Origin of the sequence: Uliginosibacterium sp. TH139, from assembly GCF_002855595.1 — a bacterium.
GTDB lineage: Bacteria > Pseudomonadota > Gammaproteobacteria > Burkholderiales > Rhodocyclaceae > Uliginosibacterium > Uliginosibacterium aquaticum.
Genome location: NZ_PKRR01000002.1, coordinates 683,257 through 696,587, shown reverse-complemented (window position 1 = coordinate 696,587; position 13,331 = coordinate 683,257). Strand labels below are relative to the sequence as shown.

Genomic DNA, 13,331 nt, shown 5'->3' with positions numbered 1-13,331 from the left:
GAGGACTGAACGATGAGCCAATTGATTGAAGTGAAAGTCCCCGATATCGGGGATTTCAAGGACATTCCCATCATCGAGCTGTTCGTCAAGCCGGGTGATACCGTCAGCGCTGAAGACAGCCTTGCTACGCTGGAGTCTGACAAGGCCACGCTTGACGTGCCCTCGCCGGCTGCCGGTGTGGTGAAGTCGATATCGGTGAAGGTCGGTGACCGCGTGTCTGAAGGCAGTGTGCTGCTGATGCTGGACGCGATCTCCGGCGGTGCAGCGGTAGAAGCGCCGAAGCCTGCTGCAGCTGCGCCCGCTCCGGCGGCCGCCTCGGCGGCTCCGGTGGCGGCTGGCAGTTTCGCCGGCAAGGCGGACATCGAGTGTGAAATGCTCGTGCTCGGCGCTGGCCCCGGCGGCTACTCGGCGGCTTTCCGGTCGGCGGACCTGGGCATGCAGACCGTGCTGGTCGAGCGTTATGCCACGCTCGGCGGCGTGTGTTTGAACGTGGGTTGCATCCCATCCAAGGCACTGCTGCATGTGGCTAATGTGATCGACGAGGCGTCACATTTTGCCGATGTGGGCGTTGCCTTCGATGCACCCAAGATCGATATCGATCGCTTGCGCGCGCACAAGGAAAAGGTCATCAGCAAGATGGCAACTGGCCTGACTGGCATGGCCAAGGCCCGCAAGGTCGAGGTTGTGCGCGGCTACGGCAATTTCATCGACGCCAATCACGTTGAAGTCAGCGTGACAGCTGGCGAAGGCCAGGACGCGACAGGCGAGAAGAAGATCATCCGCTTCCAGAAGTGCATCATCGCTGCCGGCTCCTCGGTGGTGAAGCTGCCTTTCATCCCGGAAGACCCCCGCATCATCGACTCCACCGGCGCGCTCGAACTGCGTTCGGTGCCCAAGCGCATGCTGGTCATCGGCGGCGGCATCATCGGTCTGGAAATGGCCACCGTATACTCCACCTTAGGCGCACGCATCGACGTTGTCGAAATGGGCGACGGCCTGATGCCGGGTGCCGACCGTGATCTCGTGAAAGTTTGGGAAAAGCGCAATCTGCACCGCTTCGACAAGATCATGCTCAAAACCCGCACGGTGGGCGTCACCTGCCGTCCGGATGGTGTGTTGGTCAAGTTTGATGGTGATCAGGCTCCGGCTGACGAGCAGAAGTACGACATGGTGCTGGTCGCGGTGGGTCGCAGCCCGAACGGCAAGAAGATCTCGGCCGAGAAGGCCGGCGTGCTCGTGACCGATCGTGGCTTTATCCAGGTCGACAAGCAGCAGCGCACCAATGTGCCGCATATCTTCGCGATTGGCGACATCGTCGGCCAGCCGATGCTTGCACACAAGGGCGTGCATGAGGCGCATGTGGCGGCGGAAGTGGCTTCGGGTCTGAAGTCCTATTTCGATGCCTCAGTCATTCCGGGCGTGGCCTACACCGAACCGGAGGTGGCTTGGGTGGGCGTGACCGAGACAGAAGCCAAGGCTACCGGCCGCAAGATCGGCGTGGGCAAGTTCCCGTGGGCCGCTTCAGGCCGTGCGGTAGCGAATGGCTGCGACTATGGCTTCACCAAGCTGATTTTCGATGAGGAAACCCACCGCATCATTGGTGGTGGTATCGTTGGACCGAATGCTGGTGACATGATTGGTGAGATCACCTTGGCGATCGAAATGGGTTGCGATCCGGTGGATATCGGCAAAACCATCCACCCGCACCCGACGCTGGGCGAATCTATCGGCATGGCCGCAGAAGTGTTTGAGGGCGCATGTACCGATCTGCCTCCCCAGAAAAAGAAGTGAGCACTTTCACGGTGCAGTGACAAAAGGGGCTGTCTTCGGACAGCCCTTTTTTTTTGCCCGCACGGACAGCCTGCGTGTTCGAAGGGGTAGGCGTTTCGGAGCGGTAATACTGAAGTCTTAATATTTCTCGGAACCCGGCGGGAGACAAAAGGCGCGCTTCTTGCTGAACAGGATTCGTTTGCCGGCAGCGGATGGGCCGCTCGCCCCTATCTTCAGGAGAGATAAATGACCAACGTAGTGATCGTGGCAGCGGTGCGTACGGCCGTAGGCAAATTCGGTGGCTCTCTGGCCAAGGTGCCGGCTGCTGAACTCGGTGCGACGGTGATTCGCGGCTTGTTGGCAAAGACGGGCGTGAAGCCGGAGCAGATCAGCGAGGTGATTCTTGGTCAGGTACTGACTGCAGGTCTGGGACAGAATCCGGCGCGTCAATCCGTGATTCGCGCTGGCTTGCCGGAAACCGTGCCCGCCATGACCATCAACAAGGTTTGCGGCTCGGGCCTGAAGGCCGTAATGCTTGCAGCGCAAGCCATCCAGTGTGGCGATGCCGAGATTGTGATTGCCGGGGGGCAGGAAAACATGTCGGCCAGTCCGCATGTGCTCAATGGTTCGCGCGATGGCTTCCGCATGGGTGATGCCAAGCTGGTCGACACCATGATCAACGATGGTCTGTGGGATGCCTATAACAACTATCACATGGGGATCACAGCCGAGAATCTGGCCAAGAAATACGAGATCAGCCGCGAGGCTCAGGACGCCTTCTCCAATGCCTCGCAAAATAAGGCTGAGGCAGCTCAGAAAGCAGGCCGATTCAAGGACGAAATCGTGCCGGTCGTGATCAGTTCAAAGAAGGGTGACGTCGTGGTGGATAGCGACGAATTCATCAAGTCTGGCTGCACGGTAGATCAGCTGGCTGCACTCAAGCCCGCATTTGACAAGGCGGGCACGGTGACTGCAGGTAATGCTTCAGGCATTAACGATGGCGCTGCGGCAGTGATGGTGATGAGCGAGGCGAAAGCCAAGGAACTGGGTTTGCCGGTGCTGGCGAAGATCAAGTCGTTCGCTTCGGCGGCCGTAGATCCGGCCATCATGGGTATCGGCCCTGCACCGGCTTCGCGCCTGGCTCTGCAGAAGGCTGGCTGGACGCATGAAGAGCTGGAGCTGATAGAGGGCAATGAGGCATTTGCCGCACAGGCACTTTCGGTGAACAAGGAGCTTGGCTGGGATGTTTCGAAAGTGAACGTCAACGGAGGGGCGATTGCCATCGGTCACCCGATTGGCGCTTCGGGCTGCCGCATCCTGGTGACGCTGCTGCACGAAATGCAACGTCGTAACGCCAAGAAGGGGTTGGCGACCTTGTGCATCGGCGGTGGCATGGGGGTGGCGCTGACGGTTGAGCGCTGAACAAGTCTCCGCAAAAAGAAAAGCGGGCGACTGACCCGCTTTTCTTTTTGCGCCATGGCTGATTCAGTTCTGCTGTTTCAGCCCGCCGAGCAGAGCTCCAAGTCCCTGGCTGAGCAAGTCGTTGGCGCCTGCCGTGCTGCCGTTGGGCGTGAGTTGGTCGATCAGTTGTGGCAGCACGCTGGCGAGATCTCCTGCCAGCTGGTTAGTGTTCAGTCCGGTATTGCCGGCCAGTTGTTCGAGGGTGTCTGCCCCCAGTGCATTGCTGATCTGGTCGCTATCTACCGGCAGATTCTGGCCAGTACCCACCCACGAGTCGGCCTGCGTGCCGAGACCGCCAGACTGGAGTTTTGCCAGCAAACCTTCGATGCCTCCCTGGCTCTGGATCAGTTGGGTCGCAATGTCTACAAGTGGATTGCTGCCTTGCTTGGCGTCGCTCAGAGAGCCGAGCACCTGGCCGGCGAGTTGATCAAGAAGTCCCATGTTCTCTCCGTCGTGGATTCTGGTTTCGGGGCGCGTCAACTACAATGCGCGGAACTTGAATTGTTGCAGGTGATTCCATGACCCAAGATGAATTGAAGAAGGCTGTAGCGCTCGCTGCCCTTGAGTACGTGCCAGAAGGCGAAGTGATTGGCGTGGGTACTGGCTCGACCGCGAACTTCTTCATTGATGGTCTTGCCGGCATGCGTGCGCGCATCAAGGGGGCGGTGGCAAGCTCCGAGGCCAGTGCTGCACGCCTTGCGGCACATGGTATTCCGCTCTTCGATCTGAATGAGGTCGAGAGTCTGTCCGTCTATGTCGACGGTGCCGACGAGATCGATGCTTCTTTTGCCATGATCAAGGGCGGCGGCGCAGCGCTGACGCGCGAAAAGATCGTGGCGGCCGTCGCAAAGAGATTCGTGTGCATCGCCGATGCGTCCAAGAAGGTTCCGGTGCTGGGCAAGTTTCCCCTGCCTGTCGAAGTCATTCCTCTGGCGCGGGCTCAGGTGACGCGTGCTTTGGCCGCACTGGGCGGGCGGCCGGTCTGGCGCGAAGGCGTCATTACCGACAACGGGAATGTCATCATCGATGTGCATGGTCTGGCGATCGAACAGCCCGTGGAATTCGAAGCACGGATCAATCAGATCGTGGGAGTCGTGACCAATGGCCTGTTTGCGCAGCGCCCAGCCGACGTGCTGCTACTGGGCACGCCGCAAGGCGTCGAGACTTTTTCGCGCTGAAACATTACTGTCATCAAAGCGCGGGACAATCGATAGTTGATCCGCGCAGCAAAGGGCTGACATGACTGAACATACCGTTAAGCAATACGACGAAGAACTCGATGGCATCCGCACCCGGGTCCTCCAGATGGGGGGCTATGTGGAGCAGCAGGTGGTGCAGGCCATGGAATGCCTGATCGAAGGGGATCTGGGCTTGGCCGACCGCGTGATCGAAAATGACCAGCGCGTGAACGTCCAGCAGGTCGAACTCGACGAAGCCTGTACCCAAATCATTGCGCGCCGCCAGCCGGCCGCCAACGATCTGCGTACGATCATGACCGTGTCACGTGCGGTGACGGATCTGGAGCGCGTGGGTGATGAAGCCAAGAAAATTGCCAAGGTGGCGCGCACGCTGATGCAGTCTGATCTGGGAGGACCGCCGCGCGTGCAGATGAAACATCTGGGCCAACTGGCCGTGCAGCAACTGCGCAAGGCACTGGATGGTCTGGCTCGTCTGGATCTGGATGCTTCGGCTGAAGTGGTGAAGGATGACCACGAACTGGACGCCGAATTCAAGGCAGTGATGCGTCAGCTGATCACCTACATGATGGAAGACCCGCGCACCATTTCACGCGGCATCGATGTGGTGTTTGCCGCCAAGGCGCTGGAGCGCATCGGCGACCATGCCAAGAATATTGCCGAGCACACCATCTTCCTGGTGCATGGCCGCGATGTGCGCCACATCGGGGTGAGTGAAGTGCTCAAGGAAGTGGGCTATCGCCCGAGCGTTTGACGCGACGCCTATAAACGAGAAGGGGCTGCCGCGGCAGCCCCTTTTTTCTGGTCACTGATTCAGGCCAGCCGGCGGTATTCGACGATATCGAAGGCGTACTGATTCTGTTCGCTAGCGGCAAAGTGCTCGCGAGAGGTTTCACGGAACAGGGCAGAGTCGAAGTCCGGGAAGTGCGCATCTCCCTCGACGGCTGCATCAATCTCGGTAATCCACAAAACATCGGCGAGGTCGAGTGCTGCGGCGTAGGTCTGTGCGCCACCGATGACGAAAATCCGCTCGGCACGGCCGCAGGCCGCAATTGCGGCATCCAGGGACGAGACTACGGTGGCGCCCTCCGCCGCGTACTGCGTCTGGCGGCTGATCACGACATGCTGTCTGCCGGGTAGGAGGCGGGGGAGTGACTCCCAGGTCTTGCGTCCCATGATGATCGGGCAGCCCAATGTGCGCTGTTTGAATTGCTGCAGATCGTCGCGCAGGCGCCAGGGCAGGGTGTTGTCACGCCCGATCACGCCATTGCGGGCGCGGGCCACAATCACGGCTATTTCTGGTCGGAGCATCAGACGGACACCTTGGCGGCAATGTGCGGATGCGGGTCGTAGCCTTCGATCGTGAAGTCCTCGAAGCGGAAGGCAAACAGGTCTTTCACTTCTGGGTTCAGCAGCAGCCGTGGCAAGGCGCGCGGCTCGCGCGCAAGCTGCAGATGGGCTTGTTCGAGATGATTAGAGTAAAGATGGGCGTCACCGAGGGTGTGAACGAAGTCGCCCACCGTGTAGCCGCAGACCTGCGCAATCATGTGGGTGAGGAGCGCATAGCTGGCGATGTTGAAGGGAACGCCAAGGAAAATGTCGGCGCTGCGCTGGTAGAGCTGGCAGGAGAGTTTGCCGTTCGCCACGTAGAACTGAAACAGGGCATGGCAAGGCGGCAGGGCCATCTTGTCGACCTCCCCTGGGTTCCAGGCGCAGACGAGGTGGCGGCGGGAGTCCGGATTCTTCTTGAGGCCTTCGACGAGCTGGCTGATCTGATCCACCGTGCGTCCGTCGGCCGTCTCCCAGCGGCGCCATTGCTTGCCATAGACTGGGCCGAGCTCTCCGGTTTCGTCTGCCCACTCATTCCAGATCGAAACCCCGTTTTCTTTCAGGTAGCGGATGTTGGTGTCGCCCTGCAGAAACCACAGCAGCTCATGGATGATCGAGCGCAGATGGAGCTTCTTGGTGGTGACCATCGGGAAACCGTCGGCCAGATTGAAACGCATCTGCCAGCCGAACACCGAGCGGGTGCCGGTGCCGGTGCGGTCGGTTTTTTCGTGGCCGTGCTCAAGCACGTGGCGCATCAGGTCGAGGTATTGGCGCATGGGTCAGACTCGTGTGGGCGAGGCGAGATTCTAGCTCGGCACTGGTGCCTTGCGCGGCGCACCCGTCTGTCGAAGCTCAATTGGTTTTTTTGTTGATTTCATTAAAATTTGAGATAAGTAACAAAATCACAGGGAAGCCGTTCGATGCGTGCCCAGCAGGTTCAGTTTCATCCGCTATCTGAAAAGCACGCTCTGGAGCAGGTTGTGCGGGAGCTTTCGAGGCATGAGCCAGCAGACGCCATTGGCGCGGCCGGGCCCTGGATCGATTCGCTGGTGGGGAGTCCGGATCTGGGCCCCAACGAGTGTGCCCGTCTGCTTTTTGCCCTGGATGAAGCCAGCCAGGCGCCAGCCCGCAATTGTGTGGAGCTTTATCTGGCAGCGAGGCATAAGTCGGCAAGCGAACGCAAGCGCTTGTGGGCGCTGACGCATGGTTTTTGGTCGATGGTGCTGGAGGCGTATGCGGATCTGCTGATCATGCATGCCGCTGAGCGAGAGCCTTCGGCCCGCAGTTTTCTGGCCCAGTTGGCGGTGCGGGCGATTCGTGCCGGGGCGCAGCGCGCCAAGTGGGATGCTTTTCGGCATGGACCGATCGATGACGTTGTGTGGGCGCGGTTGAACCTGGCCTATCGCGTGGCGGCACGTAGTGGTGTGGAGCGTGAGTCGGTGCGCCTGCGTGCAGACCGTGATGCGACGACCAGCGTCGAGCGCGAATATTTGCGTGCAGTGGCTTTACACAGTCTGGGGCCGGATCAGCTGGATGCTGATCGGCTGGAGCTGGCCTCGCGCCTGGTGCATTACGTGTCGCCGCGTCTGGAACTGAACAGTCGCCCGGGTACCACCACTTTGTACTGGGTGGATCTGGGCCACACCCTGCCGCCCGCACGCATGATGCAGGTGCCGCAACAGATTGTGCAGGGCCTGTTCTTCAGTGGTGCTAGTGCCACTCTGGCCTTGCATGAGCTGCTTGAACTGGTGTCCGCCGGAAATGTACCCGCAGGATTGTTGTTGCAGCATGATGCTGGCAATACCGCCGGGCTTAGCAGTGTGCTCTCGCACATGATCAGGGTGTGGTCCAACGATGCGCCGCTGCGTCGCTACCGTCGCCACCCAGTGCCTGGCCGTCTGCTTGTCGCCATGGGGCTGCAGGAGTTTTCGCTGCGCTTGGGTAGCGAAGAGCATGGCGGTCTGCTGCGGGACTGGAGCATGCGCGATGCAAGCACGCATGGTGTGGGGGTTGAGGCGCCCGAAGGGGATGTCGACGAAGTTCAGCTGGGCATGTTGCTGGGGATGCATTCCTCTGACGGCAACCGCTGGCGCGTGGGCACCGTGCGGCGCTTGTGGCGTACTGCCAAGGGTTGTAATCAGGTGGGGATCGAGTTGCTGGGTAATGAACCGGTCGGGGCTGTGGCCGATGATGGCGCCCAGCGCGTGAAGATCATCCTGCTTGATCCGCTGCGGCGCGGTCTGCCGGTGCGGGTCATCCTGCCGTTGTCGGCACGCAGTGAGCGGCCGCTATATGTGCTGGGGCAGAACAGGACCGTGAAACTGCTGCCCTTGCCCGAGCGCGAATATGGGCTGGACCATGAGATTCGCAGCTATCTTTTCGCGGTCTGATAGCCCCATACGCGGCCGTATTTTTTTTGTTTTTGCAAGTGACTGATTTCAAACAAAACGTGCTGAGCCGTCGTGTGGGCCTGATCGGTTACAATGCACAACCTTTCTGATTCAGCTTACCTTCCGTGAAGACAACCTTTCTCGACTTTGAGCAGCCGATCGCCGATCTTGAATCCAAGATCGAGGAACTTCGTTTCGTTCAGGACGACTCCGCCGTCGATATCTCCGAGGAAATTTCGCGCCTTGAGGCCAAGCGTCAGGGGCTGACCAAGGACATCTACGCCAAGCTCACGCCCTGGCAGATCGCCCAGGTGGCGCGCCATCCGCAGCGCCCCTATACCTTCGATTATGTTGAACACATGTTCACGGATTTCGAAGAGTTGCATGGCGATCGTGCGTTTGCCGATGACAAGGCCATCGTGGGTGGCCTGGCCCGCTTCAACGGCCAGAGCTGCATGGTGATCGGCCACCAGAAGGGGCGCGATACCAAGGAAAAAATCATCCGCAACTTCGGCATGCCGCGGCCTGAGGGTTATCGCAAGGCCTTGCGCATGATGAAGCTGGCAGAGAAGTTCGGCATCCCGGTGTTCACTTTTGTGGACACTCCGGGCGCCTACCCAGGCATTGATGCCGAGGAGCGTGGCCAGTCCGAAGCGATCGGTCACAACCTTTACGCCATGGCTGAGCTACGCGTGCCCATCATTACCACCATCATTGGCGAAGGTGGCTCCGGTGGTGCACTCGCGATCGCAGTGGCCGATCAGGTGCACATGCTGCAGTTCTCCACCTATTCGGTGATTTCGCCGGAAGGTTGTGCGTCGATTCTCTGGAAGAGCGCCGACAAGGCTCCGGAGGCGGCCGAAATCATGGGGATCACGGCTTCGCGCCTGAAGTCTCTCGGCCTGATCGACAAGGTGGTCAATGAGCCGGTGGGTGGCGCTCATCGTGATCACCGTGCCATGGCGGTCAGCCTCAAGCGTGCGTTGCAGGACACGCTGCGCACGCTGACCGAGCTGTCGCCGCAGGAGCTGACCGAGCGGCGTTTCGAACGCCTGATTGCCTATGGCAAGTTCAAGGAGCTTGCCGCCTGAGGGGCGAGGGGGCTGAGTGCAGGCTGATCTCGAAACCCTGGCGTCCGGCGTACCCAAGTGCGTTTCCGCCCCTATCCTCGATCTCGGCCCCCTCGCTTCATCACCGCTTCAGAAGCTCGGCCTGAAGCAAGTCAAATAGCCCGGCTTGAGTTGGCCGCTTGCGGCGCTCCGGCGTGCCTTGGGTGATGCACAGCGCCGTTGTCGGGGTTTGCTGCAGCCTGCGGCTACAATTTGTCCATGCCCAGCCCTGATCTCGCGTCTCGCCTGCTACCTGTCTTGCGTGCCTGTGCCGGCACGCGTTTGTGTGTGGCGTATAGCGGCGGCCTTGATTCCACTGTTCTGTTGCATCTGCTGGCCCGCCTTGCTCCTGAGGCGGGCTTTGTGCTTTCTGCGCTCCATGTTCATCACGGTCTGAGCCTCCGGGCCGATGACTGGGTGAAGCATTGCGAGGCAGAGTGTGATGCCTTGGGTTTGCCCTTTCGCGTCGAGCGCGTGGTGGTAACTCTTGATGCGGGGCGGGGGCTTGAGGCCGCGGCGCGCGAGGTGCGGCATGCGGCATTTGCCAGTGTGGAGGCTGACTGGGTGGTGCTCGCTCATCATGCGGACGATCAGGCGGAAACCCTCTTGCACCGGCTTGTGCGTGGTGCTGGGGTGGCAGGGGTTGCGGGCATGCGCGAGCGTGATCCGGCGCGACGCTTGTGGCGCCCCCTGCTGGCCGAGCCACGCGCCGTGCTGCTCGAGTGGGCGCAGGCTGAGGGTTTGCGCTGGATTGAGGACGATAGCAATGCGGATGGCCGCTTCATGCGCAATTACCTGCGTCATTCTGTGCTGCCTGCGCTGAAGGCGCGTCAGCCGGCCGTAGAGCGCTCGTTGGCGCGGGCGGCGGCGCATTTCGCGGAAGCTGAAGATCTGCTGGGTGAGTTGGCAGTGCTGGATGCTGGTGTCGTGAGGCTTGGGCTGCCTGGCTCGCGCTCAGGCTTGCGTGCGTTGAGTCCGGCGCGGGGGCGCAATCTGCTGCGTTACTGGCTGCGCGAGCGGGGGGAGCAAGCGCCGGATGCGGCGCGTCTGGCGTCTGGGCTGCGGGCCTTGCGCGGCGAGGCGCCGGTACGCGAGTGTTTCGGCGACCTGGCCTTGTGTGCCTATCGCGAGCGGATCTGGACCGAATCTGCACGCTTGATGTTTCCTGCGCCGCAGCCATGGGTGGGGGAGGCAGAAATGCCCTGGGCTGAGGGGGGGGTGCGCTTTCTGCCGATATCTGGGGCGGGTTTGCGTCTTGATCCGGGCAGTCAGTCCTTACTGCTGCGGAGCCGGTGCGGTGGTGAGCGTCTGCGTCTGGCAGAGAATCGTCCGACGCGCAGTTTCAAGGTTCTGTGTCAGGAGGCTGATCTGCCGGTCTGGTGGCGTGAGACTCTGCCCCTGTTGTGCTGCGGGGATCAAGTGTTGTGGATCGGTGGGGTGGGGGCAGCAGCAGGCTTTAGCGCTTTGCCGGGAGAAGTGGGCTGGCGCATCGAGTGGCGGGGGCCGGATGGGCGCTGGCGGGGTTGATCAGGCGTCCTTGTCCTCGGTGCCGATGGGTAGATAGAGGTAGAACAGGGTGCCGCCCTCGGCTGCCGCTTCAAACCACAGTCGACCATTGTGCTGCTCGGCAATCGAGCGGCAGATCTTGAGGCCCATGCCCATGCCTTCGGGCTTGGTGGTGAAGAAGGAGTCGAACAGGCGGTCGGCGATCTCGGCTGGGATGCCGCTGCCTTGATCCTGCACGACCAGCCGCACGCCTTCGCCGCTACTTTCGCTTCGTACGCGCAGCAGGCGCTCTGCTTCCGGGGTGCCACGCATGGCGTCCATGCCGTTGCGCAGCAGGTTCACCATGACCTGCTCGACCATGACGCGGTCGCCAATGATTTGGGGGAGGTCCATGGCCAGTTCGACCTGCAGGCGAACCTTGCGGCGTAGGGTTTCGGCTTCGAGCAGGCCGGTGGCTTCTAGCACGGCCGCATTTACGTCCATGCGGTCACGGCGCGATTCGGAGCGGCGCACGAAACCGTAGATGCGGTGGATGATCTTGCCGGCGCGCTGGGCCTGGTGATTGATCTTGCCGAGTACGTCGGTGAATTGCTTTTCGTCGTAGCGGCCGGCTTTCAGTGCATTCAGGCAGCCAGCACTGTAGCTGGCTATGGCTGAGAGCGGCTGATTCAGTTCGTGAGCCAGGGTGGAGGCCATTTCTCCCATTGTGACGAGGCGGGCTGTGGCCTCCAGCTGCTCCTGCTGATCGCGGGCCAGGGCTTCGGCGCGCTTGCGTTCCGTGATGTCCAGCACTGAGCCCATCCAGCCGCTGTGGTGGCCGTCGGCGTCGATTAGGGCTGCTTCATACAGAAGCACATCGAGCACATGGCCGTCGCGATGTTGGAAACGCAGCTCCCGCGCACGCGCGGGCTCTTCGCCGATGCTGGCGGGCAGGGGTTCGCTGCTGTCTTCAAACCAGAAGGGCATCGGCGCATTCAGTCCGACGAGCTCATCTTCGTTCCAGCCCACCATGCGGCAGAAGGCACTGTTGACGTAGCTGATGCGTCCAGAGAGATCCCGGGCGCGCAGGCCGACCAGGGTGGATTTCTCCATGGCGAGGCGGAAGGCATGTTCCGCACGCAGGGCCGCTTCCGTGTCCTGCAGGCGCAGCACCCGGGTGCGCAGCATCCACAGACTCCAGATCAGCACGACCGTAAAGGCCAGCAGCACCGCGACCACGATGGAAGGCATCACGCGGGTGGTGTCGCGGTAGCTCTCCACGCGGATGCCCAGGCCGCCCATGCGGTCGAAGCTCACGCCGAAGGAGATGTTGTTGGCGGCACTGGCCTGGGTCGAGCTGGCCAGCTCGTCGCTGCCGTCATCGGTGAAGGAGATCCGGTAGCGCTCGGCAAACCACCATGGGACGTGCTTTTCGAGCACGCGGGAGAGCGAAAAAATACCTACGGCGTAGCCATTGAAGTCGTTGGCGCCAAATATCGGCAGAACGACTTCCACAGCCCAGGAACCGTCCTTGAGTCGGAAGGGGTGGTCGTAGGTTGGCCGGTTCAGGGTGCGGGCGCGTACCACGGTGAGGTTGTGTTCTTCGCTGACCTGCACCGGCGCGGCGCTGGCGGGCAGGGTGCTGAGCATCTCGCCATCGGAGTTGAGCCAGAGAATCGCGCTGAGGCCTGCGTCCCCCTGCAGGAGCTCGCGGACCTTGTCCTGCGCCGCTTCTGTGTGCAGTTCGCCGCCGGTGCCGAACTGGTTGCCGATCTGACCTAGCTCATCCACCGTGCTTTCGAAGTGGTAGCGTAAATTCTGCTCCATCCACAGGCTGTCACTGACCAGCGCAGCGCGGCGCTCCTCGCGTTCCTGGGCGAGGCCTAGCCACAGAAAGAGCGAAATCACGGCAACCAGTGCGGCGATAGCCAGGATAGGGAGACGCCAGAACCAGGTGCCGGTACGCGGGATTGGAGGTGTGGAGGGGGGCAAGGTGGGGCTGGTCATGCGCCAATCTTAGCCCGGGTGAGGCTTGATTTGGCAGTCTGGCTGCCGGGGCGGGGCGTCTGCTGATAAAATGAACGGTTTTGACAACAATAACTTACCAACAGCCCATTAACAGGAGAGAAGTAAATGGCTATCGAACGTACCCTGTCCATCATCAAGCCGGATGCCGTCGCCAAGAACGTGATCGGCAAGATCTATCAGCGCTTTGAGGATGCTGGCCTGAAAATCATTGCTGCCAAGCTGGTGCAACTTTCCGAGCTCGAAGCCGGTCAGTTCTATGCCGTGCACAAGGAGCGCCCCTTCTTCAAGGATCTGGTGAAGTTCATGATCTCCGGGCCGGTGATGATCCAGGTGCTAGAAGGCGAAGGTGCCATCGCCAAGAACCGCGAACTGATGGGCGCGACTGATCCGAAGAAGGCTGACGCCGGCACCATCCGTGCCGACTTCGCTGATTCGATCGACGCCAATGCTGTGCATGGCTCCGATGCCGCTGAAACTGCCGCCGTGGAAGTGGCTTTCTTCTTCCCCGGCATGAATGTGTATAGCCGTTAAGTAGTTCCCGCCCGGCGCAGCCCGCGCCGGGC

Annotated in this window: 12 protein-coding genes; 8 read left to right on the top strand and 4 right to left on the bottom strand. The window is 61.0% G+C overall.

Annotation, left to right across the window (positions count from 1 at the left end; translation table 11 throughout):
• The first annotated feature begins 12 nt into the window (after nucleotides 1-12).
• Together lpdA and C0V76_RS06755 are read left to right on the top strand one after the other, a co-directional pair.
• Nucleotides 13-1,791, top strand: a complete 1,779-nt coding sequence (gene lpdA, locus C0V76_RS06760) for a dihydrolipoyl dehydrogenase (protein WP_101941595.1) — start codon at nucleotides 13-15, stop codon at nucleotides 1,789-1,791.
• Nucleotides 1,792-2,016: 225 nt separating this feature from the next.
• On the top strand, nucleotides 2,017-3,192 hold the full coding sequence (locus C0V76_RS06755) for an acetyl-CoA C-acetyltransferase (protein ID WP_101941594.1): 1,176 nt from the start codon (nucleotides 2,017-2,019) through the stop codon (nucleotides 3,190-3,192).
• Nucleotides 3,193-3,255: 63 nt separating this feature from the next.
• On the opposite strand, the gene C0V76_RS06750 is transcribed toward C0V76_RS06755, so the two are convergent.
• Nucleotides 3,256-3,672 (bottom strand): YidB family protein, encoded by a 417-nt coding sequence (locus tag C0V76_RS06750; RefSeq protein ID WP_101941593.1) that lies wholly within the window; start codon nucleotides 3,670-3,672, stop codon nucleotides 3,256-3,258.
• Between the two features lie 77 nt (nucleotides 3,673-3,749).
• Here C0V76_RS06750 and rpiA point away from each other — a divergent pair, with 77 nt between their 5' ends.
• Nucleotides 3,750-4,409: a ribose-5-phosphate isomerase RpiA gene (gene rpiA / locus C0V76_RS06745; protein WP_101941592.1), complete on the top strand. Its 660-nt coding sequence runs from the start codon at nucleotides 3,750-3,752 to the stop codon at nucleotides 4,407-4,409.
• Nucleotides 4,410-4,470: 61 nt separating this feature from the next.
• On the top strand, nucleotides 4,471-5,181 hold the full coding sequence (gene phoU, locus C0V76_RS06740; protein WP_101941591.1) for a phosphate signaling complex protein PhoU: 711 nt from the start codon (nucleotides 4,471-4,473) through the stop codon (nucleotides 5,179-5,181).
• A 59-nt stretch (nucleotides 5,182-5,240) separates the two neighbouring features.
• Here the strand turns inward: phoU and C0V76_RS06735 are convergent, their stop codons facing one another.
• Nucleotides 5,241-5,738, bottom strand: a complete 498-nt coding sequence (locus C0V76_RS06735; RefSeq protein WP_101941590.1) for a dihydrofolate reductase — start codon at nucleotides 5,736-5,738, stop codon at nucleotides 5,241-5,243.
• The gene (locus C0V76_RS06730; protein WP_101941589.1) at nucleotides 5,738-6,532 is read right to left on the bottom strand and encodes a thymidylate synthase; all 795 of its coding nucleotides are present in this window, start codon (nucleotides 6,530-6,532) and stop codon (nucleotides 5,738-5,740) included. The genes C0V76_RS06735 and C0V76_RS06730 overlap by 1 nt, the downstream gene beginning before the upstream one ends.
• A gap of 144 nt (nucleotides 6,533-6,676) precedes the next feature.
• Between C0V76_RS06730 and C0V76_RS06725 the strand changes: the two genes are divergently transcribed.
• From C0V76_RS06725 to tilS, 3 genes are all read left to right on the top strand, one after another.
• Entirely contained in the window at nucleotides 6,677-8,146 is a 1,470-nt protein-coding gene (locus tag C0V76_RS06725; protein ID WP_101941588.1) for a hypothetical protein, read from the top strand.
• Nucleotides 8,147-8,271: 125 nt separating this feature from the next.
• Nucleotides 8,272-9,237 carry an acetyl-CoA carboxylase carboxyltransferase subunit alpha gene (locus C0V76_RS06720; protein WP_101941587.1) on the top strand — a complete coding sequence of 322 codons (966 nt, stop codon included), beginning with the start codon at nucleotides 8,272-8,274 and terminating at the stop codon, nucleotides 9,235-9,237.
• 237 nt (nucleotides 9,238-9,474) lie between these two features.
• Entirely contained in the window at nucleotides 9,475-10,782 is a 1,308-nt protein-coding gene (gene tilS, locus C0V76_RS06715) for a tRNA lysidine(34) synthetase TilS (protein ID WP_101941586.1), read from the top strand.
• Here tilS and C0V76_RS06710 read toward each other — a convergent pair whose 3' ends face one another.
• Entirely contained in the window at nucleotides 10,783-12,747 is a 1,965-nt protein-coding gene (locus C0V76_RS06710; RefSeq protein WP_101941585.1) for a sensor histidine kinase, read from the bottom strand.
• Nucleotides 12,748-12,873: 126 nt separating this feature from the next.
• Between C0V76_RS06710 and ndk the strand changes: the two genes are divergently transcribed.
• The gene (gene ndk / locus C0V76_RS06705; RefSeq protein WP_101941584.1) at nucleotides 12,874-13,299 is read left to right on the top strand and encodes a nucleoside-diphosphate kinase; all 426 of its coding nucleotides are present in this window, start codon (nucleotides 12,874-12,876) and stop codon (nucleotides 13,297-13,299) included.
• Nucleotides 13,300-13,331 lie beyond the last annotated feature (32 nt).